We start from the raw sequence: 23552 nt of genomic DNA, 5'->3' as shown, positions 1-23552 counted from the left end.
TAGTTTAACCCACTTGAGGAGGTTCTTTTGTGATTTCAGTAAACGATTTTAAAACAGGCTTGACCGTCGAGGTTGACGGCGATATTTATACGGTGCTTGATTTCCAGCACGTAAAACCGGGTAAAGGCGCGGCCTTCGTCCGCTCCAAACTGAAAAACCTCCGCAATGGCAATACCGTGGAGAAAACTTTCCGCGCCGGCGAAACGATCGGCCGGGCGATGATCGAAAACCGCGATGTGCAATATCTGTACGCCAGCGGACAAGAGCATGTATTTATGGACAATGAAACTTACGACCAATTCAGCTTGACCGAAGATCAACTGAAATGGGAGCTGAATTTCCTGAAAGAAAACATGAACGTGAAAATCGTCAGCTACCAGGGCGAAATCCTCGGGATTAACCTGCCGAACAGCGTCGAGCTGCGCGTCGTGGAGACCGAGCCGGGGATCAAAGGCAACACGGCAACCGGCGCTACCAAAAACGCCAAAGTCGAAACCGGACTCAACGTGCAAGTGCCGCTCTTCATCAATGAAGACGATGTGCTGCTGATCGATACGCGCGAAGGCAAATACATTTCCCGGGCGTAACCGGCTTCCGGATGCCCGTTCCCTGGAAACCGGCGGGGATATCAACGTTAGCAGGCTCCTCCATCCTTTATCGGATGGAGGATTTTTTGCACATATTTTTGCGTGAACGACGTATTTTTGGGGCGATGTCGCCAAAAGCATTGACTTCCTTCCGGGCTTCCGTATTATACTGGTTTAAAGCGTTAGCGATAGAAATGCAAATAATACTCCATTGGGCAAATTTGCGAAGATTGGATGGAACACATTAGGGAGGGTCTCAGTTGGCTTTATATGTGATGAAATTCGGAGGAAGCTCCGTAGGGGATACGGAACGCATGCAGCGGGTCGCCCGCCGCGTCGTGGAAAAACAGGATGAAGGTCACCGGGTGATGGTTGTCGTCTCCGCGATGGGGGACACCACGGATGATCTGATCGATCAGGCGAAGCTGCTGAACAATGATCCGCCGCTGCGCGAAATGGATATGCTGATGACGACCGGAGAGCAGATCTCGATCGCCCTGTTGTCCATCGCCATCCACCAGCTCGGCCGCAAGGCCATGTCGTTTACCGGCTGGCAGGCCGGGTTCCGGACGGAGCCGGTTCACGGCAAAGCGCGGATTACGGATATCGATCCAAAGCGGGTGCTCCGCGCGCTGGAGGAAGGCAATATCGTGATCGTGGCCGGCTTCCAGGGAATGACGGAGGACGGGGAGATCACCACCTTCGGACGCGGCGGCTCCGATACGACGGCCGTGGCGCTGGCTGCGGCTACGTCCGCCGATTATTGCGAAATTTACACGGACGTGGACGGCATTTATTCCACCGACCCGAGAATCGTCAAGAATGCGCGCAAGCTGGAGGCCATTTCGTATGACGAGATGCTGGAGCTGGCCAACCTGGGGGCGGCCGTGCTTCATCCCCGCGCCGTGGAATATGCCAAACATCATCAGGTTCGTCTCGTCGTCCGCTCCAGTTTCAATCATAATGAAGGTACAGTTGTCAAGGAGGAAGTCAAAATGGAACAAGGTGTAGTTGTCAGCGGGATTGCTTACGATAAAAACGTGGCCCGGATCAGCATTGTCGGCGTATCCCACGTTCCCGGCGTGCTGGCCAAGGTGTTCGGCTCGCTGGCCGAGGCCAAAATCGACGTGGATATTATTGTCCAAAGCGGCATCACGGACGGAAAGGCGGACTTTAGCTTCACCGTGGCTTTATCGGATCGGGAAAGAGCCTTGCAGGTGCTGGAAGGCATTCGCGGCGAATTGCCGTATGAGGAAATCACCTCCGAAGACAATCTGGTGAAGGTTTCGATCGTCGGCGCAGGGATGGTCAGCCACCCGGGCGTTGCCGCGCAAATGTTCGATGTGATTTCCAAGGAAGGCGTGAACATTAAAATGGTCAGCACCTCGGAAATCAAGGTTTCCTGCGTGATCGAAGCCGGGAAGCTGAACGAGGTCGTCAAGGCGCTTCATACGGCTTACGGACTGGATACCGAAAGCCAGGTATTTGTCGGCGGACCGCAAGACCGGCGTTAATAGTAGTCCCCAATTAATCAGACGGGAAGTTCATTCGTTACATCGATATCGGCATAGAGCTGTCCTTAAGCATTTCATTGCTTAGGGACAGCTTTTTTTCGATTCGAGGCTCCTATTATGAAGGCAGCGAAAAAGTAGCGTCCGATCACGCTTGTTGAGGGGTTCCGCAAAGGCGGTAGGCCTCCTGCTATAGCGCAAGTCTCTCGGCCATAGGCCAGGGAACTTGCGCTTTTGCTTTTTGATTGAGACAGCTGTAAAAGACGCGGGTGACCGTTAAAAAGCGATAAAACAACCGTTACTAAAATACGATTTTCCGGCATATCGATAAGAGAGCACATTGGACAAGAAGGAGGGCATTATGCTTGATAAATATGTTACCGGCATGGCATCGCTCCGGCTGATATCGGGGACGATCGAGATACTGGCCGCATTGCTGATGCTGAAGCTGGGACGCGTCGACAAGGCGCTTGCGGTCAATTCTTTGTTGGCCTTGGTAGGCCCCAGCATCCTGATTTTAACCACCTCCATCGGACTTGCAGGGATGGCGGATAAGCTATCTTGGGGGAAGATGGTTTGGATCGCATGCGGGGTTACGTGTCTCTTAATCGGTATTTTAAAGAAATGATAGATTTACCGTCATAAAGACGAAGTACAGGCATAAACATGAGGTATACCGTGAAGTTGGAAGACATATGACATTTTAAGAGAGAAAGTTTTGGGGGAACGCTTATGGACCAAAGCTGGCTAACCGTATTTCCCGACAATATCCGCTCCTTGCTGGTCAAGCTTCCGCCTACGCTGTTCACCGGGCTGGAGGAGGTTCGGATCCGGGAGGGGCGACCGCTTGAAGTGAATGCCGGAGGCCGCTATTATTTTCTGACCCCGGAAGGCGGATTGACCCGCGACGGCGGGGCCGCGTTCATCCCGGGGAAGCAGGAAGGGAACCGGCTGCTTGATCTCATCACCAACCACTCGCTCTATACGATGGAAGAGGAGCTGCGTAAGGGCTTCATCACCATCGGAGGCGGCCACCGGATCGGACTAGCCGGAAGGACCGTGCTGAGCGGCGGCAAAGTGGAGCATCTGCGCGATATCAGCGGATTCAATATCCGCATTGCGCGGGAAGTCCGCGGTATCGCCGATCCGCTGCTGCCGCAGCTGCTGGACTTCAAGCATCACAGCGTATACCATACGCTGATCCTGTCTCCGCCGCAGCAGGGCAAGACGACGCTCATTCGCGATTTGGCGCGTCAGATCAGCGCCGGAACCTGGGGGCATCCCGAAGCGAGATGGCCCGGCCTGAAGGTCGCGATCATCGACGAGCGGTCCGAAATCGCGGGCAGCAGGCGGGGAGTGCCCAGCTTTGATGTAGGGCCGCGGACCGATGTCATGGACGGATGCCCCAAAGCGGAAGGCATGATGATGATGATCCGCTCCATGTCCCCGGAGGTGCTCATCGTTGATGAGATCGGCAGAGCGGAGGATGCGGAGGCGCTGGCCGAAGCGCTTCACGCCGGCGTCCGCGTCATCGCAACGGCGCACGGCTCGAGCGTCGAGGAGCTTTCTTCCCGTCCCGCGCTGTCCAAGCTGTTCGCCTCCTCCTTCTTTCAGATGTACGCGGTGCTGAAGCGTACCGAACAGGGAGCGGCGTTCCGGCTATGGGACGGTAAACGGCGAAGGGTCCAGGACCCCGGCTGGAAAGGCAGGGAAGAGCATGCTTAAAATGCTGGGGGCCGTGCTTGTCATCGCGGCCGCGACGATGGCCGGCTGGCTTCAGGCCAGGCAGTACGCGAACCGGCCGAACCAGATCCGCAAGCTGATTCTGGCGCTGCGGCGGCTGCAAACGGAAATCATGTACGGCTTCACCCCGCTGCCGGATGCGCTTGTACGGATCGGCGAGCAGAGCGGAGAACCGATTAAATCGATATTCCACGGAGCCGCGAAGAATATGAACCCGCCCTGGAACCGGACCGCACAGGACAGCCTGCAAACCGCCATCGAGGAAGGGTGGAGATTCACCGCCATGAAAGCGGCGGAGAAGGATGTTCTCAAAGGGCTCAGTTTCAATCTGGGGACAAGCGACCGAAAGGACCAGCTCAGCCACATTATGGCGGCGGTCCATCAACTGGAAAGCGAGGAGGCTTGCGCACGAGAAGAGCAAAACCGCTATGAAAAAATGTTCAAGAGTCTGGGGCTGCTGTGCGGAGCGTTCATCGTCATACTGTTCTATTAGAACTTACCCCTCTCTACTCCTGTTACCCGCCTGTGAATATGATAGCGAGGTGCCAAATCAATGAACATAGAAGTGAACGCCATTTTTCAAATCGCGGGCATCGGAATCATCATCGCCATGATCCATACGGTGCTGAAGCAGATGGGGAAAGAAGACATGGCCCACTGGGTGACGCTGATCGGCTTCGTCGTTGTGCTGTTTATGGTCATCCGGCTGCTGGACAGCCTGTTTCAGGAAATCAAATCGATCTTTCTGTTCCAGTAGGTGAGAAGCCGTGGAAATGATTCAGATCGTAGGGCTCGGACTCTTGGCGACGGTGCTGATTCTGGTGATCAAAGAGCAAAAGCCGCTGTTCGCTTTTTTGATCGCCGCAAGCACCGGTATATATATTTTTTTGTTCCTGATCGGCAAGATCGGCGGAATTATCGAGGTGCTGGAGCAGCTCGCCGAATCCTCAGGGGTGCAGATGATCTATCTGAAAACCATTCTCAAAATCATCGGCATCGCCTATATCGCCGAATTCGGCGCGCAAATCGTCCGGGATGCCGGACAGGAAAGCATCGCTTCCAAAATCGAGCTGGCGGGAAAAGTGTTAATCATGGTACTGGCTATTCCGATCATCAGCATCGTCATCGAGACGGTCATTAAACTGCTGCCGGCATAAGCGAAGGTGGGACAAGAATGAGAATGAATTCCGCATCCGCATGGCGGCCTGAAACAATGCTTCTGCTCATCTTCGGATGCCTGCTCTTTTGGATGCCGTTAACGGCGCTGGCCGAAGGACCTGCCGACGAATGGATCGAACGGCAGGCGAAGGAGCTTCCCACGGATCAGGTGGAATCTTACTGGCAGAGTCTGATGAAGGATTATGGGGGCTTTTTTCCGGACGGGAATATGCCGTCCTTTATGGATATGCTTTTATCTCAAGACCAAGGGTTTTCTTTGAAATCCGGCTTAACCGGCCTGCTCCGGTATATGTGGCAAGAAGTGCTGTACAACGGACATATCCTCGTTACGATCGTGCTTCTCTCCGTGTTCAGCATGATCCTGGAGACATTGCAGACGGCGTTCGAGCGGAACCAGGTCAGCAAGGTGGCTTACTCCATCTGTTACATGGTCATCCTCGTGCTGGCGATCAACAGCTTTCATGTAGCGGTAACTTATGCGACCGACGCGATCACGCGCATGATCGATTTTATGATGGCGATGGTTCCGCTCTTGTTCACCCTGCTGGCGTCGATGGGCAATGTAGTCACCGTATCGGTCACGCATCCGCTTGTCGTGTTCATGGTCCACGCCGTAGGCACGGCCGTCCATACGATCATCTTTCCGCTGCTGTTCTTCTCGGCCGTGCTCCATATCGTCAGCACCTTGTCCGACAAATATAAATTGACGCAGCTCGGGAATCTGCTGCGGACGGTAGGAATGGCGATGCTCGGCGTCCTGCTTACCGTCTTCCTCGGAGTGATCTCCGTCAAGGGCATATCCGGTTCCGTGGCCGACGGAGTGACGCTGCGGGCGGCTAAATATCTGACCGGCAACTTCGTTCCGGTCGTCGGCAAAGTGTTCGCCGATGCGACGGATACCGTGATCTCGGCATCCCTGCTTGTCAAGAACTCGATCGGCCTGGTCGGCGTCATCATTCTCCTGTTCCTGTGCGCTTTTCCGGCTATCAAAATTTTGACGCTGGCGCTGATCTTCAATTTATCGGCAGCGGTCATGCAGCCGCTCGGGACCTCGCCGATCGTCACTACGCTCGAGACGATCGGGAAAAGCATGCTGTACGTATTCGCGGCGCTGGCCGCGGTCGGCATGATGTTCTTCCTGGCGATCACGATCATGCTGATGGCCGGCAATGTGACGGTGATGATGAAATGATCCTAAGCAGCAAGGGCAAGGCGGTGAGTGCGGAATGACATTCCTGGGTGAATGGCTGAAACAGATCATCACGATAGTGTTGATAGCGGTATTTATTGACTTGCTGCTTCCCAACCGGGCAATGGAGCGATACGTGCGATTCGTGGTCAGCCTGCTGATTCTGCTCACCCTGTTATCTCCGGTCATGCGCTTGTTTTCCTCCGACGCTCCGCAAAGAATAGTGGCCGCTTTAACCGACGATTGGGGCGATGCGGATGGTGGAACGGAAGCCAGCACCGAAGCCATTCTCAGGCAGGGCGAAGAATTGAGGAAGCAGCATGAAGCGGAGGCTTTGAAGTGGACGGGCGAGGAGGCGGCAAGGCAGATGAAGGACCAAATCGAACGGGAAACCGGACAGCCGGTGGAACGGGTAACGGTGACCATGACCGGAGCGATATCTTCCGGACAGAGCGGCTTAAGCGACAAGAGCGCCAAAGAGGAGACCGCGCCGTCCATCAAATCCGTGGAAGTGATCATAAAGAAGGACGAACAGGCCCGGGAGGAAACCGGAAACGGACGCGAGGACGGTAAAATCGAAATCGAACCCGTTGAAAAAATAAAAGTCGATCTCTCCAGCAGTCCGGACGAAGAATCCGGGGCGGAAGACGAGCAAACCCAGCCCGCCCAAGAGGAGAGAGGAACGGCTGAGGAGGTGGCGGCATCCGTACAGTATAGCGGTACGGGGGGGAGCGGGGACGCGCTGGTGGAGGAACAGAAAAGAGCGCTGCTGACAAACCAAATCGAAGCCCTGCTGTACCGGGAGTGGGGAATCGCGCAGGAAGCCGTCGTCGTGACGACGGGGAAAGAAGCCGGGGGATCAGGATAAGGAGGTGAGGCCGATGCCGGGTTGGCTGAAGAAACTGGAGCAATGGATCGGCGGAGAAGGCGGCAAGAAGCGGATTCAAACCTTTCGTCTGCTGCTGATTATCGGTTTGGTGGGACTGGCGATCATGCTGTTCAACTCCTTCGTCAACGTCAAAAAGGTGGAGCCCGAGGGGGCGGTAAGGGAGCCGCCGGTGATGCAGGAGATGACGTCTTCATCTTATGACGAAGGCGGGGGGGAGGACGGCCAGTTTGCGAGGATCGAAGCGTCACTGGAAAATAAAACGAAAGAAATTTTGGAGAAAATCGTCGGTGTCGGCGCGGTTGACGTGCTTGTAACGATCGATTCCACCGAAGAAGTTATCGTGCAGCGGAATATGAAGGATACCCAAGAGATTACGGAGGAAACCGATGCCGACGGAGGAAGGCGAAACGTCACGCAATATTCGCGGGACGGCGAGATTGTGACCTACGACGCTTCCGGGAATGAGCAGCCGATCATTACGAAAAAGATCAAGCCGAAAGTGCGGGGAGTGCTGGTTGTTGCCAGGGGCGCCGAAAACAAAACCGTCAAGGGTCTCATCGTGGACGCCGTCGAAAAAGGCCTGAATGTTCCGGCTTACCGAATATCCGTCGTACCGCGTAAGCAATCGCAATAAATCAATTTATTTCTAGGAGGAAAAGAATAATGAAAACGAAAAGACAAACCGTGTGGCTGGTATCGATGCTGAGTTTGATGGTGATCTTATCCGCTTATTATCTCTTTACCGAAGACAGCCCGGCCAAGAATCAAGCCGCCGACGGCCAGCAGGTGACGACGATGGATAACGCGACTACGGAGCAAACCGCAACCGACGGCGACTTGAACACAGGGGACGATGTGATTTTGTCGGAAGTAACGGGCGACGGAGATGAAGATGCCGTAATTACGGATGAAGGGACGGCAGGGGAGGATGCGGCCATACAGGATAGTGCCATTGAAGATGCCGCCGATACGGCGGGCAATGCCGGAACGGAAGCCGATGCCAAGGGCAACGCTGACGGCAGTTCGGAAAATGCATCGCAAGACAAAACGGGAACCGGCGCTTCTTCGGCGGAGAGCGGCGCGGCGGCCAACGACGAAGATGTTTTGAAGCAACTGGAAACCCAAGGCGTATCCGCAGCCGACTCGCTGACAGCTTACCAATTCCAACGCACCGAAGAAAATATGAGAAAATCGGACGAATTGATGCAAATCATCAACGACAGCGATAAGACGCTAGATGAGGCGGTAATAGCCCAGAAGGAACTCAGCGCACTTGAAGAGAAGGAAGAAAAAATATTTGATATCGAAGAAAAATTGCAGCAAAAATATGCGAATGCTGTCGTAACCGAAAGCGAGGAGAAATACAAAGTGCTCGTCGAAACCGAAAAATTGGCCGCGAGCGAAGCGGTTGACATTATGGATCTGGTCATTAAAGAGCTCGGAATCTCGCAGGATAAAGTCAGCGTTCAATACGTAACGAAGTAATTCACCGGTGCGGGAACAGGGAAATAATCCGGCGCGAATTATGGCGAACGGCCGAGCGTACGGGGGATAGCGACAAGAGTCCAAGGAAGCCTTGGACTCTTTCCATTTTAATCGATTGTGATATAATACATAAAGTTACGGTCTGGTGTTACATTTTTGAGGCGTTAATTTAAGCTGGCCAAGGCTTTGTTTGAAAAAGCTGAAGGAGTGAAAAAGTATGTTTAAATTGAATGAGATCAAAGAATTGATTGAATTGGTGGACAAGACGTCCGTACATGAACTTGAGATCGAAAACGAAGGCGCACGCCTCTCTATCCGCAAGCCGGGCAAAACCGAGGTCGTGCAAATCCAGCCTAGTGCTGTAACCGGGCTCGTTCCCGCGGTGGATCCGGCCGTTCAAGCTCCGGTACCTATGGAGAACGCAGGCGGAAACGCGGCTGCAAATCCTGCGGAAACGGCGGCGAACCTACATACGATCGCATCCCCGATGGTCGGGACATTCTATCGTGCGGCCTCGCCGGATGCGAATCCGTTTGTGAACATCGGCGACCGGGTCGGGGAGAAAACGACGGTGTGCATTATCGAGGCCATGAAGCTGATGAACGAACTGGAGGCCGAAGTCAAAGGCGTCATTACCGATATTCTCGTAGAAAACGGACAGCTCGTTGAATACGGACAGCCTCTCTTTCTGGTGAAGCCTGAGTAATCCGCCTACCCTTCGCCTTCCCCGTAAGGCGCGGGTAAGCTTTCCAAGGAGGATGGGAACAAGTGAAATTTAACAAAATATTGATCGCGAACCGCGGAGAAATTGCGGTTCGCATTATTCGCGCCTGCCGCGAGCTCGGAATCTCGACCGTTGCGGTATATTCCGAAGCGGACAAGGATTCGCTGCATGTCCGGCTTGCGGACGAGGCTTATTGTATCGGTCCGACCTTATCCAAAGACAGCTACCTGAACTTTACCAATCTGATGAGCGTCGCGACCCTGACCGAATGCGACGCGGTCCATCCGGGATACGGCTTCCTGTCGGAAAACGCGGACTTCGCGGAAATTTGCGGCTCCTGCAATATCGCTTTCATCGGTCCTTCGCCGGAAGCGATTACCAAGATGGGCGATAAAGCCGTGGCCAAGCAAACGATGAAGGCGGCGAATGTGCCGGTCATACCGGGCTCCGACGGCTTGATTCACGATTTGGACGAAGCGGTGATGGTCGCCCGCGATATCGGATATCCGGTCATCATCAAAGCGACAGCCGGCGGAGGCGGCAAGGGAATCCGCATCGCCGAGGACGAGGAATCGCTGATCAAGCAGATCACGACCGCGCAGCAGGAAGCGCAAAAAGCTTTCGGCAATGCCGGGGTTTATCTGGAGAAATATTTGACCGGCATGAAGCACGTCGAAATTCAGATTATCGCCGACAAGCACGGCAACGCGGTCTATCTGGGCGAACGCGACTGCTCCGTACAGCGCCGCCGCCAGAAGCTGGTCGAGGAAGCGCCTTGCCCGGTTCTGTCGCCGGAAAAGCGCAAGGAAATGGGCGAAGCCGCCGTCAGAGCGGCGACCGCGGTCAATTATTCCGGCGCGGGTACGCTTGAATTCTTGCTCGGCCCGAACGGCCAGTTTTATTTCATGGAGATGAACACACGCATTCAGGTGGAACATCCGGTAACGGAAATGATCACGGGCATCGATCTGATTCAAGAGATGATTTCGGTGGCCGAAGGCAATCCGCTGTCGTTCACCCAGGACGATGTGAAGCTGAACGGATGGGCGATCGAGTGCCGGATCAATGCCGAAGACCCGTTCCGCAATTTTATGCCTTCGCCGGGCAAGATCGGATTTTACCTGGCGCCGGGCGGTCCGGGGGTTCGCGTTGACAGCGGAGCTTATCCGGGTTATACCATTTCTCCTTATTACGACTCGATGATCGCCAAGTTGATCGTCTGGGGGGCGACTCGCGAAGAAGCGATCGCCAAAATGAAGCGGGCTCTGTCCGAATTCGCGATCGAAGGAATCCACACGACGATTCCTTTCCACCAGAAATTGATGGAGCATCCTGTGTTCATCAAGGGCGATTTTGACATAAAATTTTTGGAAGAACACGAGATTTGAGCGGCGGGTCTTGCGTTTGTCATAATGAACCCGAAATGATATAGTATGTATAATAAGTGCGCTTTCTTCGGGCTTTCCGAAGAAGCGTCCTGCTTATTGAGAGGTGGATGATAGAATGAGTTCTTTACCTACGGAATTCGAGCGAACGGACATCGGCGAGATTCAGATCGCCCCAGAAGTCATCGAGGTGATCGCGGGTCTGGCGACCGTGGAAGTGAAGGGCGTAGCCGGAATGAGCGGCGGTTTTGCCGGCGGGATCGCCGAGCTGCTCGGAAGAAAGAATTTGTCCAAAGGCGTGAAGGTGGAAGTAGGCCAGCGTGAAGCGGCCGTTGACGTGTCCATCATCGTTGAATACGGCAACCGTTTGCCGGAAGTGGCTACGGAAGTTCAGCGCAATGTCAAGCGCTCCATCGAGACGATGACCGGACTGACTGTGGTGGAGGTCAACGTACATATTCACGACGTTATTTTCAAAACAGCGGAAAAAACCGAAGAAACCGATTTGACCCATAGGGTGAAATAATGCCCGGCACTAAACCCCCGACCGACTTGCGTCAGGGGTTTGCTATAGTTTCCAGAGTATTAAGCAATAGAGAATGAGGTAGAAACGAAGGAGGCTGTTCCTCACGTGGCCAAAATTTTGGACAGACTTTTGCTGTTTATTTACAGCTTGAGTATCGGAATACTATCCGTAATCGCCATCCTCCTGCTGACGGGAGCCGTGCCTTTCTCGCTGGAATTCGTTGACGACAATCGTTTTGTCATCGCCGCGATCGTAGTTTCGGCGGTCCTTTTCCTGCTCAGCATCCGCTTATTTTACATTTCGGTCCGCCAGGGCCGGGGTACGCTTCATTCGATCGACCAGCGGACGGATTACGGAGATATTCAAATTTCCGTCGAAACGATTGAGAACTTATCCTATAAAGCGGCATCCCGCGTGCGGGGGATCCGGGAAGTGAAAACGAGAATCCGGATTACGGATTCGGGCCTTGAAATTATGGTGCGCGCCATCGTCGACGGAGAGACATCCATCCCGTCCTTGACGGAAGAAGTGCAGAAGCAGGTTCACGATCATGTTGAGGAAATTACAGGAATTCCGGTATCCTACGTATCGGTGTATATCGCTAACCTTGTCCAGTCGCCTGTCATGAAAAGCCGGGTTGAATAGGGGGGGACGCCGTGTTTTGGAAACAGTTGTGGGAGAGTCACAGGGGGCGCTTGCTAGGGGTGGCGGCGGCCGTGTTTTTATGCCCGATTTATCTGTTTTTCGGATTTTGGAATATGCTGTTCTGCGCGCTCCTGCTGTATGTAGGTTACACTTTCGGCAAGTATAAGGATTTGGAGCAAGGTTCGTTCCTTCCCTGGGGCGAGCTGAAGGACTGGCTTGGGTCGCGCTGGCGCCTGTTTAAATGATTCCTGTGATATGCTTTCTCCGGAAAAGAGCACCTTTTTTACCTTGCCCATTTTGTGGAGAGAGCATGTTACAGGTTTTTTTTGCGTAGTCAAGCAAAACGATTTATCAAAAGAAGTACGGAATTCGTGATGATGCGGACGTTTTTGGCTCATGATGTTAATGAAACGTTCTTAGCGATATTGTCAAGGAGGAAACCCATGAAACGAAGATTGGCCAGAGAAATTGCAGTGCAAAGTCTGTATCATATGGAAATGAACGAGGTGGAAGCGGAGGAAGCGGTTACGATGCTGCTTGCCGAAGCGGCCGGCGAGAATGAGGGAAACGTGGAATTGGCCGACGCGGAAGGAGCCGACGCCAAAGCGTTTATTCTGGAATTGATCAACGGCACCTGGACTCGGAAGGAAGCGATCGACGATCTGCTGTCCGATTATTTGAAGGGCTGGCAGGTCAGCCGCCTGTCCAAGGTGGACCGGCAGGTGCTCCGTCTGGCCGTGTATGAAATGATCTTCCGCGACGATGTTCCCGGAAAGGTGGCCGTCAATGAGGCGATCGAGCTGGCCAAGCATTTCGGCACCGCGGATTCGGGGAAATTCGTCAACGGGGTACTCGGAAAAATGATCCACGACGTGGATCGCTTGAAGGAAAAACTGTAAGTTAGAGCTCGGAAATAGGCAGACGCGAATAACCGAAATCGAACAAAAGGAGAGGATTCCCATGTCAGCACCACTTATCAACGGAAAGCAAGTTTCGGAAGAAATCAGAGGAGCACTGCGCGAAGAAGTCGAGCGGTTGATGAAACAGGGGCTTACGCCGGGACTCGCCGTAGTTTTGGTCGGCGAAGATCCGGCTTCCCAGGTATACGTCCGCAATAAAGAGAAGGCGTGCCAGGATCTCGGCTATTATTCGGAAGTGCACCGGCTTCCGGCCGCAACTTCCCAGGAGGAGCTGCTGGCGCTGGTGGACAAGCTCAACAACCAGAACAATATTCACGGAATCCTTGTGCAGCTTCCGCTGCCCAAGCATATCGACGAGAAATCTGTCATCGATGCCATCGCTGTAGAGAAGGATGTCGACGGTTTCCATCCAGTCAATGTGGGCAACCTCGTGATTGGCGACGATAGCTTGTTGCCATGTACACCGGCCGGGGTCATCGAACTGATCAAACGGACCGGCATCGAGATCGCCGGCAAGCATGCGGTGGTGATCGGGCGCAGCAATATTGTCGGCAAACCGGTATCGCTGCTCCTGCAGCGCGAGAACGCCACCGTCACGATGTGCCACTCCCGGACCGCCAATATGAAGGAACTGACGAAGCAGGCGGACATTCTTGTCGTGGCGATCGGGCGGGCCAATTTCGTGGACGCCTCCTATGTCAAACCGGGCGCCGTCGTTATTGACGTCGGCATGAACCGGTTGGACACCGGGAAGTTGGCGGGCGACGTCGACTTTGCCAGCGTCAGCGAAGTTTCGGGTCCGATTACCCCGGTTCCCGGCGGCGTCGGCCCGATGACGATCACGATGCTGATGCAAAACACGCTGATCGCAGCAAAGCGGCTGAAAGGATTGGCATAATAATTGCAATCGAAAGGCTTTGGAGGCGGAAAGGGGGGAAGTCCCGTGGAACAGCGGATACTGTCGATCAAGGAGCTTAACCGGTACATCCGGATGAAAATGGAGTCAGACGCGCTATTATCCGAGGTATGGATTCGCGGCGAGATTTCCAACTTTACGCATCATTCCAGCGGACATATGTATTTTACGCTAAAAGACAAGGACAGCCGGATCAAGTGCATCATGTTCGCTTCGCACAATCAGCGGCTGCCGTTTATGCCGAAGGAAGGCGCTCGGGTCATCGCCCGCGGCAATGTGTCGGTGTATGAACGGGACGGACAGTACCAGTTCTATGCCACCCATATGCAGCCGGACGGTATCGGCAGCCTGTATCTCGCGTACGAGCAGCTCAAGAGCAAGCTCGAAGCCGAGGGGCTGTTCGCCCCGCAGCGGAAGCGGGCGCTGCCGCGCTTCCCGTTCGTGATCGGCGTCATCACTTCGCCGACCGGGGCGGCGGTGCGCGACATCCTGACGACGCTACAGCGCCGCTATCCGCTGGCGTCCGTCGTCCTGCACCCCGTTTTGGTGCAGGGCCAAACTGCGGCGCCGTCGATCGTCCGGGCGATCCGGACGATGAATCAAATGGGCGAGGCCGACGTGCTGATCGTCGGCCGGGGCGGCGGCTCGCTCGAAGAGCTGTGGGCGTTCAACGAGGAGGCGGTCGCGCGGGCGATCTATGAATCGGATATTCCGGTTATTTCGGCCGTCGGCCATGAAACGGACTTCACGATCGCCGATTTCGTCAGCGACCTGCGCGCCGCCACGCCCACCGCCGCCGCCGAGCTCGCCGTGCCGCACGCGGCCGAGCTGAAAGCGCAGCTGCGCCAGCGCGAGCAGTCGCTGCGGCAGAGCCTGCAGCACCGCCTTGAGCAGGCGCGCCAGCGGCTGCGCCGGCTCCGGCAATCGCCGGCGCTCCTGCAGCCGCAGCGGGCCCTGCTCCAGCACGCCGAGCGGCTGGACACGCTTTCGGCGCGGCTGACGGCGCGGGCGGTGTCCCGCAGAGAACTGGCGTCGTCGGCGCATGACCGCCTCCGCGGCCGTTTGCTGCGGTACCATCCCGAGGAAAGCCTGCGCTTCGCGAAGCGCCGCTTGAGCGAAGCCGAGCGGCTGCTGCGCCAGACGATGGCTTCCCTGCTTAAGGGGAAATCGCAGGAGCTTGCTTACGGCATCCGCCAGCTCGATGCCCTGAGCCCGCTGAAAGTCATGGCGCGGGGCTACAGCCTGGTCTATGACGATGAGGGAAAACGGCTTATCAAATCGCTGAATGACGTGGAACCCGGAGATATGGTAAAGGTGAAGGTAACCGACGGAGAACTGGATTGCCAAGTTTGGGGCATGCGGAAAGGAGATAACGACGATGACGCAGGAACAGCAGGAGCTTAATTTTGAAGAGGCGATGAGCCAGTTGGAGGATATCGTGTCCCAGCTGGAACGCGGCGATGTGCCGCTCGAGCAGGCGATCGATTTGTTCCAAAAGGGCATGCAATTGTCCCAGCTGTGCGGCCAGAAGCTGTCACAGGTAGAACGGAAGATCGAAATGATTGTGGGAGCGGACGGGGAGCTTGCCAAGAAACCGTTTCAGCCGCTGAGCGAGGAGAGCGATACCCTTGGATAAGTCTTCGATACGAACCTATATTTCGGAAGTTTCCGAGCAAGTCGGCTCCCGCCTGCAAGACTTTCTGCCGGAAGGCTGGGCGGTGCCGAAGCAGCTTGGCGAAGCGATGAAGTACTCGCTGATGGCCGGGGGCAAGCGGCTGCGGCCGCTGCTCGTCATTGCCGCGGCGGAGTCGCTGGGCGGGAGCCGCGAAGCGGCGCTGCCCGTCGCCTGCGCCGTGGAAATGGTACATACGTATTCGCTGATTCATGACGATTTGCCGGCGATGGATGACGACGATTACCGCCGCGGCAAGCTGACGAACCATAAAGTGTTCGGGGAAGCGATGGCGATTTTGGCGGGCGACGGGCTGTTGACCCATGCGTTCTACAGCGCCGTCCAGGCGTCGCGGCGGTATGGAGTCGCCGCCGAAGCCGTGCTGGCGATTATCGAGGAGCTGTCGGTATATGCCGGACCGTCCGGCATGGTCGGCGGACAGGCCGCGGATATGGAAGGGGAGCAGGGGCTGACCGACCTAAAGCAGCTTCAATATATCCATGAACACAAAACCGGAGATCTGATCGTGTTTTCGCTGAAGGCAGGAGGGCGGGTCGCCTCGGCTTCCTCTGAGCAGCTCGCCGCCTTGGAAACGTACGGCCGGGCGATCGGGCTCGCTTTTCAAATCCAGGACGATATCCTCGATTTGACCGGCGATGAAACGAAGCTCGGCAAGAAAACGCAGAGCGATGTGAAGCAGGGCAAGGTGACTTATCCCTATTTCCTGGGACTCGAGGCCTCAAAGGCCGAGGTTGACCGACTCACCCGAATCGCGAAGGAAGCGGTGACGGGGGGGAGTATTCCGCACCCCGACAACCTGCTGGCCATCGCCGATTATTTATTGCAGCGCGATCACTGACGGGTCGATTTCGACAACGCCGGTGGATGTGATATAATTAAAGCTATTATCAACAAGAGAATCCATTTAGGAAAGCGGGGGAGTGTTTAGTGCTGCTTTCGCAAATTCAGGGCCCCGGCGATTTGAAGTCGTGCTCCATCGAGGAGTTGACTCCGCTGGCGGCCGATATCCGAAAATTTTTAATCGAGAAGCTGTCCGTAACCGGCGGCCATCTTGCGCCCAATCTGGGTGTGGTTGAGCTCACCATCGCTTTGCACTATTGCTACAATAGCCCTGAGGATAAATTTATTTTCGATGTGGGGCATCAGGCTTATGTTCATAAAATTTTAACCGGCCGGATGGACCGGTTCGACACGCTGCGCAAGCATAACGGGCTGTGCGGCTTCGTGAAGCGCTGCGAAAGCGAGCATGACGTCTGGGAAGCGGGGCACAGCAGCACATCGCTGTCGGCAGCGATGGGGATGGCTTTGGCCCGCGATTTGAAGGGCGAGAAGCACAAGGTTATCGCCATTATCGGCGACGGCGCCCTCACAGGCGGGATGGCTTTCGAGGCCTTGAATCACATCGGTCATGAGAAGAAAGACCTTATGGTGATTTTGAACGACAATGAAATGTCGATTGCTCCGAACGTCGGAGCGATGCACAATTACTTGACCAAAATTCGCTCCGACCGCAATTATTTGCGGGCCAAGGACGAAGTGGAGCAACTGCTGAAGAAAATTCCCGCCATTGGCGGCAAGCTGGCCAAAACGGCCGAAAGGCTGAAGGACAGCCTTAAATATTTGATGGTTTCCGGGGTGTTGTTTGAAGAGCTCGGCTTTAAGTATTTGGGCCCGGTCGACGGTCACGATCTTCCTGGACTTATCGATTCCTTTAAACAAGCCAACAATGTCAGTGGACCGGTACTCGTGCATGTGCTGACGACGAAGGGCAAGGGCTACACGCCGGCGGAAGAAGATGCCCATAAATGGCACGGAATTACCCCGTATAAGATCGAATCCGGCCAGGTGCTTAAAGCGGTGGGAAACCCGATGTACACGGAGGTATTCGGTCAAACGCTGATCGAATTGGCCGAGCAGGACGAGCGGATCGTCGCCGTCACGCCCGCCATGCCGGGAGGCTCGGGTCTCCTCAAATTCGCCGAACGGTTTCCGGACCGGATGATCGATGTAGGCATCGCCGAGCAGCACGCGGCGACAATGTGCGCGGCGATGGCGCTGGAAGGAATGAAGCCGGTATTCGCCGTCTATTCGACATTTATGCAGCGCGCCTATGACCAGATCGTGCATGATATCTGCCGGCAAAATGCGAACGTCATGTTTGCGATCGACCGCGCGGGCTTCGTAGGAGCGGACGGGGAAACGCATCAGGGCGTATTCGATATCGCCTACCTGCGCCATATTCCCAATATGGTGCTGATGATGCCCAAGGACGAAAACGAGCTGCGCCATATGATGAAGACGGCGCTGGAATATAACGACGGGCCGATCGCTTACCGGTATCCGCGGATCAATGTGCCTGGCGTGCCGCTTGACGAGAAGCTGGTTCCGATTCCGATCGGCAGCTGGGAAATGGTCCGCGACGGGGAAGGTCCGGTCATCGTTGCCGTCGGCCCGATGGTTCAAGTCGCCGAGGAAGCCGCGGAAATGTTAAAGCGCGAGGGCACTCATACGGCGGTCGTCAACGCCCGCTTCCTGAAGCCGCTCGATGAGAGCATGCTGCTGAGCCTGGCTCAGCGCGCGGGCAAAATCATCGTGCTGGAAGAAGCGTCACAGGCGGGAAGCTTGGGCAGCGCGGTACTGGAATTCTATGCCGAGCACGGGCTGTCCGGCCTCGATGTCAGCCTAATGGGCGTACCGGACCGCTTCATCGAGCACGGCAGCATCAAAGAACAGCTGCAGGAAGTCGGACTGACGGCGGAAGCGGTTGTACGCGAAGTGCAGAAATACCGCTCCGGCCAGAAGTATGCATTCGGAAAGAAAGCATAAACCTTCGGGTATCATAAATTTAAGCAAGGTGAAAAGCTCGCTGACGGGATTACGTCCGCGAGTTTCTCCTTTCACCGGGAAAGTCAGGAGAATTTCATGTCCGTGTCCAAAGAACGTATCGACGTCCTGCTTGTGGAGCAGGGGTATTTTGACAGCAGAGAGAAAGCGAAAGCCGCCATCATGGCCGGGCTGGTGCTCAGCGGGACGGAGCGCATCGAAAAAGCCGGAACCAAGGTGCCCCGCGATGTCCCGATCACGGTCAAAGGAGCCGTTCATCCTTATGTCAGCCGCGGAGGATTGAAGCTGGAAAAGGCGCTCAAGGTGTTCGACATCGACTTAAACGGCAGGGTCATGCTGGATATCGGCTCATCCACAGGCGGGTTTACCGATTGCGCTTTGCAAAACGGGGCGAGCTATGTGTATGCGATCGACGTCGGCTACAATCAGCTCGATTGGTCGCTAAGAAACGATGAACGCGTCAATGTCAAAGAGCGGACCAATTTCCGCTATATGACTCCGGCCGATCTTGACGGGCCGGCCCCGAATTTCGCCAGCATCGACGTCTCGTTTATTTCGCTGAAAATCATTTTGCCACCGCTGCTTGAGCTGCTGAATCGTCCGGCCGACATCGCGGCCTTGATTAAGCCTCAGTTCGAGGCGGGGCGGGAGAAAGTGGGGAAATCGGGCGTCGTCCGTGATCCCAAAGTCCACATTGAAGTGTTGGAAACGGTGCTGACTTATGCCTTGGAGCTCGGATTTTCGCTTCAAGGGCTTACTTTCTCGCCGATCACCGGCGGAGAAGGGAATATCGAGTTCCTGGCGCATTTTCGGCTGGACGAAAATGCGGCGGAAACCGGCAAACCGGCTCCTCTGGAAATTCAAAAAATCGCCCGGCGCGTCGTCGAAGAAGCCGGACAAACCTTTCATGCGGGCCCGTCGAAATGACGGGTTTTTGCATGTTTCGAGCTTGAAATTAGAACAGATGTTCCCTATAATAATATTAATTTACTGTTCCGCAATCGACAGGAGCCGGTTGTGTCCGCGTCGAATAAGTCATCTGAGGTGATTTTTGATGGGGGAACATTCCGACGGTCTGCTGATGATTCTAATCGCGGGGCTTGCCCTTTTTCTCGGTTACCGCGGATTTCGCTCCTGGGTGCGCAAGCCGTTTACGCTCCGCTCCGGAATCGGCTTTGAAATGAACGAAGAGATCGTGGAGCATCCGGCGGTGAACTTGCTGGAACAAGCGGGATATGAAGTGGTCAGCGACAAGTTGAAGGTACCGCTCGCTTTTAGGGTTGACGGCTCGATTTTGCACAGCCGGTTGTTTATCGACTATATCGCCGTCAAGAATAGGGAATTCTATCTCGTAAGAACCGCACGGGAGCGTTTGCCGATCGAATGGACGGGCAGCGGCCTCAGGAAGGAGCTATTGCCCTATCTCCTGTTGTATCCGGAATGCGCGGGTTTGTTGTATGTGGATGCGGAGCAGGGTATCCTCAAAGAAATCGCCTTAACAACCGATGAAGATGAAGACGAATCTGCCCTCGAGGGGACATGGAGGACATTATGAAGGGTCAAAGACATATTAAAATACGCGAAATTATCGCCAACCAGGAAATCGAAACCCAGGATGAGCTGGTGGAAGCGCTGCGGAAAGCCGACTTTCAGGTGACGCAAGCGACGGTATCCCGGGACATCAAGGAGCTCATGTTGATCAAAGTGCCGACGGACGAAGGCAAGTATAAATATTCCATGCCGACCGTACACCGCAGCAATCCCGTTCAGAAGCTGCAGCGGGCTCTGATCGACAACTTTGTGAATATCGATCACACCGGCAATCTGGTCGTGGTGAAATGCTTGCCCGGCACGGCGAACTCGGTCGCCGTACTGATCGACAACATCGAGTGGCCCGATTTGCTCGGGACGATTTGCGGCGACGATACGATATTGATGATTTGTCGTAATGAGGAGTATAGCCAGTTCATTATCGACCAAATCATGGGTTTTATTTCTTGAACATAGACAAGTTTATTCTTTATTTATTTTGCTGTCGAAGGGAGTTGCCGCTAAATTGTTGGTCCATTTATCGATTCGTAATTTGGCCGTGGTGGAAGCGGTCGATATCACTTTTCATTCCGGATTTCATGTGCTTACCGGGGAGACGGGCGCCGGCAAATCGATCATTATCGACGCTCTCGGTTTGATCGCCGGGGGGCGCGGCTCCGCGGATTTGATCCGCTACGGCTGCGACCGTGCTGAGATGGAAGCTTCTTTTGATTTGCCGGAAGGCCACCCGGTTTGGGGGAGCCTTGCCAATTTCGGTATCGGCGGCGATCACACCGAGTCGCTAATTATCCGCAGGGAAATCAGCGCCCAGGGGAAGAGCACGGCCCGAATCAATGGACAGCTTGTCAATTTATCGATGCTCCGGGAAATCGGCGAGAGCCTGATCAATCTGCACGGACAGCATGAGCATCAAACTTTGCTTCGGCCGGAGCGGCATTTGGAGCTGCTTGACGCATATGGCGGCGACGATATCGGAACCGCCAAGGCGAGCTATCAGGAATCGTATGCGGCCTTCGTCAAAGTCAACAAAGAATGGAACGAACTGCGGAATACGAGCCAGCAGACGCTGCAAATGCTCGATTTGTACCGGTTTCAGCTAGAGGAAATTTCGGCCGCTGGCTTAAAATCGGGGGAAGATGAATTGCTTGCCGAAGAAAAGGTCAGACTATCCCATAGCGAGAAAATGATGGATTCCGTCTCCAAGGCATATGAACTGCTATACGGCTCCCAAGGCCTCGAAGCCGTCGCCAAGGCGATCTCCAGGCTCAATGAAGTGGCCGCTTACGACAGCAAACAAGTGAATCCGCTGCTCGAACAGCTTCAGTCAGCGTATTACCAATTGGAGGACGCATCGTTCGGACTCCGGTCGTACCGTGAGAATATTGAATTCAATCCCGAGCGGCTGGAAGAGGTCGAAGACCGTCTGAACCTGATTACCACGCTGCGCCGCAAATACGGTGACAGCGTGGAGGGGATTTTGGAATATTACGAGAAGATTTCCCGCGAAGCGGATACGCTGGAGAATAAAGACGAATTGCTGGAACAGCTGCAAGAACGGCGTAATGAGCTGTTGTCGGAATTGATGGCGAAAGCCGTCAAGCTGAGCGATATTCGCAAGGCCAAAGCGGAGGAACTCGCCGCGCAAATCGAGAACGAGCTGAAGGATTTGCAAATGGATCGGACTTCGTTCCAGGTGAAGCTGGCCAGGAACGAGGACCCGAGCGGCATCGAATGGGAAGGAAGAAGGATCCGCCCAAGCAAGCACGGCATCGACAACGCGGAGTTTCTGATCTCCCCGAACCCCGGAGAACCGCTTCGGCCGCTTGGCAAAATCGCCTCCGGCGGGGAGCTGTCTCGGATCATGCTTGGACTGAAAAGCATTTTCGCCCGGCATGATGAAGTTCCCGTGCTTATTTTCGATGAAGTCGATACCGGGGTCAGCGGCCGCGCCGCCCAATCGATTGCCGAGAAATTATACCGGTTATCCCGGACATGCCAAGTGTTCTCCATCACCCATCTTCCGCAGGTTGCCTGTATGGCGGATCAGCAATATTTGATCGAAAAGGTCGTTGAAGACGGCCGGACGATGACCCGCGTGCAGCAATTAAACGACGTGGAGCGGGTAAATGAGCTGGCGCGCATGCTCGGAGGCGTGGAAATCACGGAAAAAACACAGCATCATGCCCAAGAAATGCTCAATCTTGCCAAGGCACAAAAGGAGTCAATTTAAGTACCGGGTCAATGATTGACAGTAATAAAAGGCCTGACCGGGGGTATCTTATAGGTACGCAATTGGCGACCACCTTTTCGTCAAGCGAAAGAAGCTAAGGGAGCGTGACAGCCATTGAACCCGAACCTCAGGAAAAGACTGCTCGGCCTTTTATTAACCTTCTTCTTTTGTTTTCTCGGTACCTCCGCCGCGGAAGGCCGCCTGCCCGAACTGCCTGATGAACTTCGGCTGTTTCAGGGACAGGGCCGGGAAATTCATTTGGCCTTGCCCGTACAGGCGAGCGTCAGCGTGGACCGGCCGGATGTCGTAATGTTGAATGGACAGACGGCGTCTTCCATGACCGTATCGCTGGGAAATCCGCTGCAATTATCCCCTTTGCACAGCGGTGAAGCCAAGCTTCGCATGAAATTATTCGGTCAAATCCCTCTTAAAACGGTTAAAGTGAATGTGATTCCCGATTTGAAAGTGATCCCCGGCGGTCAAACCATCGGCGTAAAGGTAAAGTCAGCCGGGATTTTAGTGGTCGGCCATCATCAAGTGACCGAAAACAACCGAAAAATATCGCCCGGAGAAACCGCCGGAATTCAGGTCGGCGATTTAATCACGCACATGAACGGCATTCAGTTGAAGGATGTCAAGGATGTGGCCGAAATCGCCGGACAAGCGGGAAAAGCGAATAAGCCGCTCAAAATCACTTATAAGCGGAATGGCAAATCCTTTACGACTTCGCTAAAGCCATCTTTTGACGAACAGGATCGGGCCTGGAGGTTAGGCCTTTATATCCGCGACTCCGCGGCAGGCGTCGGAACATTGACTTTCTACGCCCCCGATCAGGGTGTATACGGAGCGCTTGGCCACGTAATAACGGATATGAATACTCAAACGCCGATCGTGGTCGGCAGCGGCCAAATCTTGCAATCGAGCGTTACCTCGATTTCCAAAAGCGAAAGCGGGGATCCCGGAGAGAAGAGAGCGCATTTCATCAAAGAAGGGAAAACGCTGGGCAACATCGAACGAGACACGCATTTCGGGATCTTCGGCAAAATGGAGCAAAACCCGGATCACAGCGTATATAAATCGGCGGTCCCTGTGGCCTTTGCCGATGAGGTCAAAGAAGGGCCGGCGGAAATTTTGACGGTCGTGGAAGGGCAGAAGGTGGAGAGATTTAAAATCGAAATCGTTCACGTCTCCAAACAAAGCGTACCCGAAACCAAAGGTATCGTACTGCGAATTACCGATCCGAAGCTGATCGAGAAAACGGGCGGCATCGTGCAAGGGATGAGCGGCAGCCCGATTATCCAAAACGGCAAGCTGATCGGAGCGGTAACCCATGTGTTCGTGAATGATCCGCGATCCGGCTACGGCTGCTTTATCGAATGGATGCTTCAGGACGCCGGAATATTGCAAAATAACCGTTCTTCCCAAAATCTTAAGGCGGGCTAAATCGCCTTAAGATTTTTTAAATTGTCGAATGAGGAAGAAATAATTGTTATTTTGTAAATAAATGTACTATTATATATCAACGCAATAAAAAA

At 54.6% G+C, this 23552-nt stretch carries 27 protein-coding genes; all 27 read left to right on the top strand.

From position 1 onward, the window contains the following. The first annotated feature begins 29 nt into the window (after positions 1 to 29). The 27 genes from efp to spoIVB all read left to right on the top strand — a co-directional run bounded on the left by efp (position 30) and on the right by spoIVB (position 23460). Positions 30 to 587, top strand: coding sequence for an elongation factor P (gene efp, locus V3851_RS01385; protein WP_331844699.1), 558 nt, complete (start codon positions 30 to 32; stop codon positions 585 to 587). A gap of 260 nt (positions 588 to 847) precedes the next feature. Further along, complete coding sequence (locus V3851_RS01380) at positions 848 to 2101, top strand: aspartate kinase (protein ID WP_331844698.1); 1254 nt, start codon at positions 848 to 850, stop codon at positions 2099 to 2101. Between the two features lie 358 nt (positions 2102 to 2459). Then, positions 2460 to 2726 (top strand): YqhV family protein, encoded by a 267-nt coding sequence (locus V3851_RS01375; RefSeq protein WP_331844697.1) that lies wholly within the window; start codon positions 2460 to 2462, stop codon positions 2724 to 2726. Positions 2727 to 2830: 104 nt separating this feature from the next. Continuing rightward, the gene (gene spoIIIAA / locus V3851_RS01370; RefSeq protein WP_331844696.1) at positions 2831 to 3823 is read left to right on the top strand and encodes a stage III sporulation protein AA; all 993 of its coding nucleotides are present in this window, start codon (positions 2831 to 2833) and stop codon (positions 3821 to 3823) included. Next, a complete protein-coding gene (spoIIIAB, locus tag V3851_RS01365) occupies positions 3816 to 4334 on the top strand; it encodes a stage III sporulation protein SpoIIIAB (RefSeq protein ID WP_331844695.1) in 519 nt (172 codons plus the stop codon). Before spoIIIAA ends, spoIIIAB begins: the two co-directional genes overlap by 8 nt. 60 nt (positions 4335 to 4394) lie before the next feature. Further along, entirely contained in the window at positions 4395 to 4598 is a 204-nt protein-coding gene (spoIIIAC, locus tag V3851_RS01360) for a stage III sporulation protein AC (RefSeq protein WP_009225775.1), read from the top strand. A gap of 10 nt (positions 4599 to 4608) precedes the next feature. After that, the gene (gene spoIIIAD, locus V3851_RS01355) at positions 4609 to 4998 is read left to right on the top strand and encodes a stage III sporulation protein AD (protein WP_331844694.1); all 390 of its coding nucleotides are present in this window, start codon (positions 4609 to 4611) and stop codon (positions 4996 to 4998) included. Between the two features lie 23 nt (positions 4999 to 5021). Then, entirely contained in the window at positions 5022 to 6212 is a 1191-nt protein-coding gene (gene spoIIIAE / locus V3851_RS01350; protein WP_414859255.1) for a stage III sporulation protein AE, read from the top strand. Between the two features lie 34 nt (positions 6213 to 6246). Beyond that, positions 6247 to 7077: a stage III sporulation protein AF gene (gene spoIIIAF, locus V3851_RS01345; RefSeq protein WP_331844692.1), complete on the top strand. Its 831-nt coding sequence runs from the start codon at positions 6247 to 6249 to the stop codon at positions 7075 to 7077. Between the two features lie 13 nt (positions 7078 to 7090). Then, a complete protein-coding gene (spoIIIAG, locus tag V3851_RS01340) occupies positions 7091 to 7732 on the top strand; it encodes a stage III sporulation protein AG (protein ID WP_331844691.1) in 642 nt (213 codons plus the stop codon). Between the two features lie 29 nt (positions 7733 to 7761). Then, complete coding sequence (locus tag V3851_RS01335; RefSeq protein ID WP_331844690.1) at positions 7762 to 8583, top strand: SpoIIIAH-like family protein; 822 nt, start codon at positions 7762 to 7764, stop codon at positions 8581 to 8583. A 217-nt stretch (positions 8584 to 8800) separates the two neighbouring features. Then, positions 8801 to 9289 carry an acetyl-CoA carboxylase biotin carboxyl carrier protein gene (gene accB / locus V3851_RS01330; RefSeq protein ID WP_331844689.1) on the top strand — a complete coding sequence of 163 codons (489 nt, stop codon included), beginning with the start codon at positions 8801 to 8803 and terminating at the stop codon, positions 9287 to 9289. A gap of 62 nt (positions 9290 to 9351) precedes the next feature. Continuing rightward, positions 9352 to 10695 carry an acetyl-CoA carboxylase biotin carboxylase subunit gene (gene accC / locus V3851_RS01325; RefSeq protein ID WP_331844688.1) on the top strand — a complete coding sequence of 448 codons (1344 nt, stop codon included), beginning with the start codon at positions 9352 to 9354 and terminating at the stop codon, positions 10693 to 10695. A 115-nt stretch (positions 10696 to 10810) separates the two neighbouring features. Next, positions 10811 to 11218 carry an Asp23/Gls24 family envelope stress response protein gene (locus V3851_RS01320; protein ID WP_331844687.1) on the top strand — a complete coding sequence of 136 codons (408 nt, stop codon included), beginning with the start codon at positions 10811 to 10813 and terminating at the stop codon, positions 11216 to 11218. Between the two features lie 105 nt (positions 11219 to 11323). Next, a complete protein-coding gene (amaP, locus tag V3851_RS01315; RefSeq protein WP_331844686.1) occupies positions 11324 to 11863 on the top strand; it encodes an alkaline shock response membrane anchor protein AmaP in 540 nt (179 codons plus the stop codon). Between the two features lie 11 nt (positions 11864 to 11874). After that, positions 11875 to 12108: a DUF2273 domain-containing protein gene (locus V3851_RS01310; RefSeq protein WP_331844685.1), complete on the top strand. Its 234-nt coding sequence runs from the start codon at positions 11875 to 11877 to the stop codon at positions 12106 to 12108. A gap of 198 nt (positions 12109 to 12306) precedes the next feature. Continuing rightward, complete coding sequence (nusB, locus tag V3851_RS01305; protein ID WP_331844684.1) at positions 12307 to 12762, top strand: transcription antitermination factor NusB; 456 nt, start codon at positions 12307 to 12309, stop codon at positions 12760 to 12762. 61 nt (positions 12763 to 12823) lie between these two features. After that, positions 12824 to 13681 (top strand): bifunctional methylenetetrahydrofolate dehydrogenase/methenyltetrahydrofolate cyclohydrolase FolD, encoded by an 858-nt coding sequence (gene folD / locus V3851_RS01300; RefSeq protein ID WP_331844683.1) that lies wholly within the window; start codon positions 12824 to 12826, stop codon positions 13679 to 13681. Positions 13682 to 13774: 93 nt separating this feature from the next. Beyond that, positions 13775 to 15103 carry an exodeoxyribonuclease VII large subunit gene (gene xseA, locus V3851_RS01295; protein ID WP_414859254.1) on the top strand — a complete coding sequence of 443 codons (1329 nt, stop codon included), beginning with the start codon at positions 13775 to 13777 and terminating at the stop codon, positions 15101 to 15103. Next, positions 15078 to 15335 (top strand): exodeoxyribonuclease VII small subunit, encoded by a 258-nt coding sequence (xseB, locus tag V3851_RS01290; RefSeq protein WP_331844681.1) that lies wholly within the window; start codon positions 15078 to 15080, stop codon positions 15333 to 15335. The genes xseA and xseB overlap by 26 nt, the downstream gene beginning before the upstream one ends. Continuing rightward, positions 15328 to 16230: a polyprenyl synthetase family protein gene (locus tag V3851_RS01285; protein WP_414859241.1), complete on the top strand. Its 903-nt coding sequence runs from the start codon at positions 15328 to 15330 to the stop codon at positions 16228 to 16230. Before xseB ends, V3851_RS01285 begins: the two co-directional genes overlap by 8 nt. Before the next feature lie 89 nt (positions 16231 to 16319). After that, the gene (gene dxs / locus V3851_RS01280) at positions 16320 to 18218 is read left to right on the top strand and encodes a 1-deoxy-D-xylulose-5-phosphate synthase (RefSeq protein ID WP_331844680.1); all 1899 of its coding nucleotides are present in this window, start codon (positions 16320 to 16322) and stop codon (positions 18216 to 18218) included. A gap of 96 nt (positions 18219 to 18314) precedes the next feature. Beyond that, positions 18315 to 19163, top strand: coding sequence for a TlyA family RNA methyltransferase (locus tag V3851_RS01275; protein ID WP_331844679.1), 849 nt, complete (start codon positions 18315 to 18317; stop codon positions 19161 to 19163). A 127-nt stretch (positions 19164 to 19290) separates the two neighbouring features. Further along, entirely contained in the window at positions 19291 to 19791 is a 501-nt protein-coding gene (locus tag V3851_RS01270; protein WP_331844678.1) for a hypothetical protein, read from the top strand. After that, positions 19788 to 20237 (top strand): transcriptional regulator AhrC/ArgR, encoded by a 450-nt coding sequence (gene ahrC / locus V3851_RS01265; protein WP_331844677.1) that lies wholly within the window; start codon positions 19788 to 19790, stop codon positions 20235 to 20237. The genes V3851_RS01270 and ahrC overlap by 4 nt, the downstream gene beginning before the upstream one ends. A 55-nt stretch (positions 20238 to 20292) precedes the next feature. Continuing rightward, a complete protein-coding gene (gene recN, locus V3851_RS01260; RefSeq protein ID WP_331844676.1) occupies positions 20293 to 22017 on the top strand; it encodes a DNA repair protein RecN in 1725 nt (574 codons plus the stop codon). Between the two features lie 114 nt (positions 22018 to 22131). Further along, on the top strand, positions 22132 to 23460 hold the full coding sequence (gene spoIVB, locus V3851_RS01255; protein ID WP_331844675.1) for a SpoIVB peptidase: 1329 nt from the start codon (positions 22132 to 22134) through the stop codon (positions 23458 to 23460). Positions 23461 to 23552: the final 92 nt, after the last annotated feature.

The sequence above is a fragment of the Paenibacillus haidiansis genome (assembly GCF_036553665.1).
In the GTDB taxonomy this organism is placed as follows: Bacteria; Bacillota; Bacilli; order Paenibacillales; family Paenibacillaceae; genus Fontibacillus; species Fontibacillus haidiansis.
Note: the sequence above shows the minus strand (reverse complement) of the source record. Positions and strands in the feature narration are given on the sequence as shown.

What these genes read in the sequence shown, in the direction of transcription:
- V3851_RS01375 (WP_331844697.1), top strand. Translation starts at nt 2,460, where the DNA reads ATGCTTGATAAATATGTTACCGGCATGGCATCGCTCCGGCTGATATCG.
- spoIIIAA (WP_331844696.1), top strand. Translation starts at nt 2,831, where the DNA reads ATGGACCAAAGCTGGCTAACCGTATTTCCCGACAATATCCGCTCCTTG.
- spoIIIAB (WP_331844695.1), top strand. Translation starts at nt 3,816, where the DNA reads ATGCTTAAAATGCTGGGGGCCGTGCTTGTCATCGCGGCCGCGACGATG.
- spoIIIAC (WP_009225775.1), top strand. Translation starts at nt 4,395, where the DNA reads ATGAACATAGAAGTGAACGCCATTTTTCAAATCGCGGGCATCGGAATC.
- spoIIIAE (WP_414859255.1), top strand. Translation starts at nt 5,022, where the DNA reads ATGAATTCCGCATCCGCATGGCGGCCTGAAACAATGCTTCTGCTCATC.
- spoIIIAF (WP_331844692.1), top strand. Translation starts at nt 6,247, where the DNA reads ATGACATTCCTGGGTGAATGGCTGAAACAGATCATCACGATAGTGTTG.
- spoIIIAG (WP_331844691.1), top strand. Translation starts at nt 7,091, where the DNA reads ATGCCGGGTTGGCTGAAGAAACTGGAGCAATGGATCGGCGGAGAAGGC.
- V3851_RS01335 (WP_331844690.1), top strand. Translation starts at nt 7,762, where the DNA reads ATGAAAACGAAAAGACAAACCGTGTGGCTGGTATCGATGCTGAGTTTG.
- accB (WP_331844689.1), top strand. Translation starts at nt 8,801, where the DNA reads ATGTTTAAATTGAATGAGATCAAAGAATTGATTGAATTGGTGGACAAG.
- V3851_RS01320 (WP_331844687.1), top strand. Translation starts at nt 10,811, where the DNA reads ATGAGTTCTTTACCTACGGAATTCGAGCGAACGGACATCGGCGAGATT.
- nusB (WP_331844684.1), top strand. Translation starts at nt 12,307, where the DNA reads ATGAAACGAAGATTGGCCAGAGAAATTGCAGTGCAAAGTCTGTATCAT.
- folD (WP_331844683.1), top strand. Translation starts at nt 12,824, where the DNA reads ATGTCAGCACCACTTATCAACGGAAAGCAAGTTTCGGAAGAAATCAGA.
- xseA (WP_414859254.1), top strand. Translation starts at nt 13,775, where the DNA reads ATGAAAATGGAGTCAGACGCGCTATTATCCGAGGTATGGATTCGCGGC.
- xseB (WP_331844681.1), top strand. Translation starts at nt 15,078, where the DNA reads ATGACGCAGGAACAGCAGGAGCTTAATTTTGAAGAGGCGATGAGCCAG.
- V3851_RS01275 (WP_331844679.1), top strand. Translation starts at nt 18,315, where the DNA reads ATGTCCGTGTCCAAAGAACGTATCGACGTCCTGCTTGTGGAGCAGGGG.
- V3851_RS01270 (WP_331844678.1), top strand. Translation starts at nt 19,291, where the DNA reads ATGGGGGAACATTCCGACGGTCTGCTGATGATTCTAATCGCGGGGCTT.
- ahrC (WP_331844677.1), top strand. Translation starts at nt 19,788, where the DNA reads ATGAAGGGTCAAAGACATATTAAAATACGCGAAATTATCGCCAACCAG.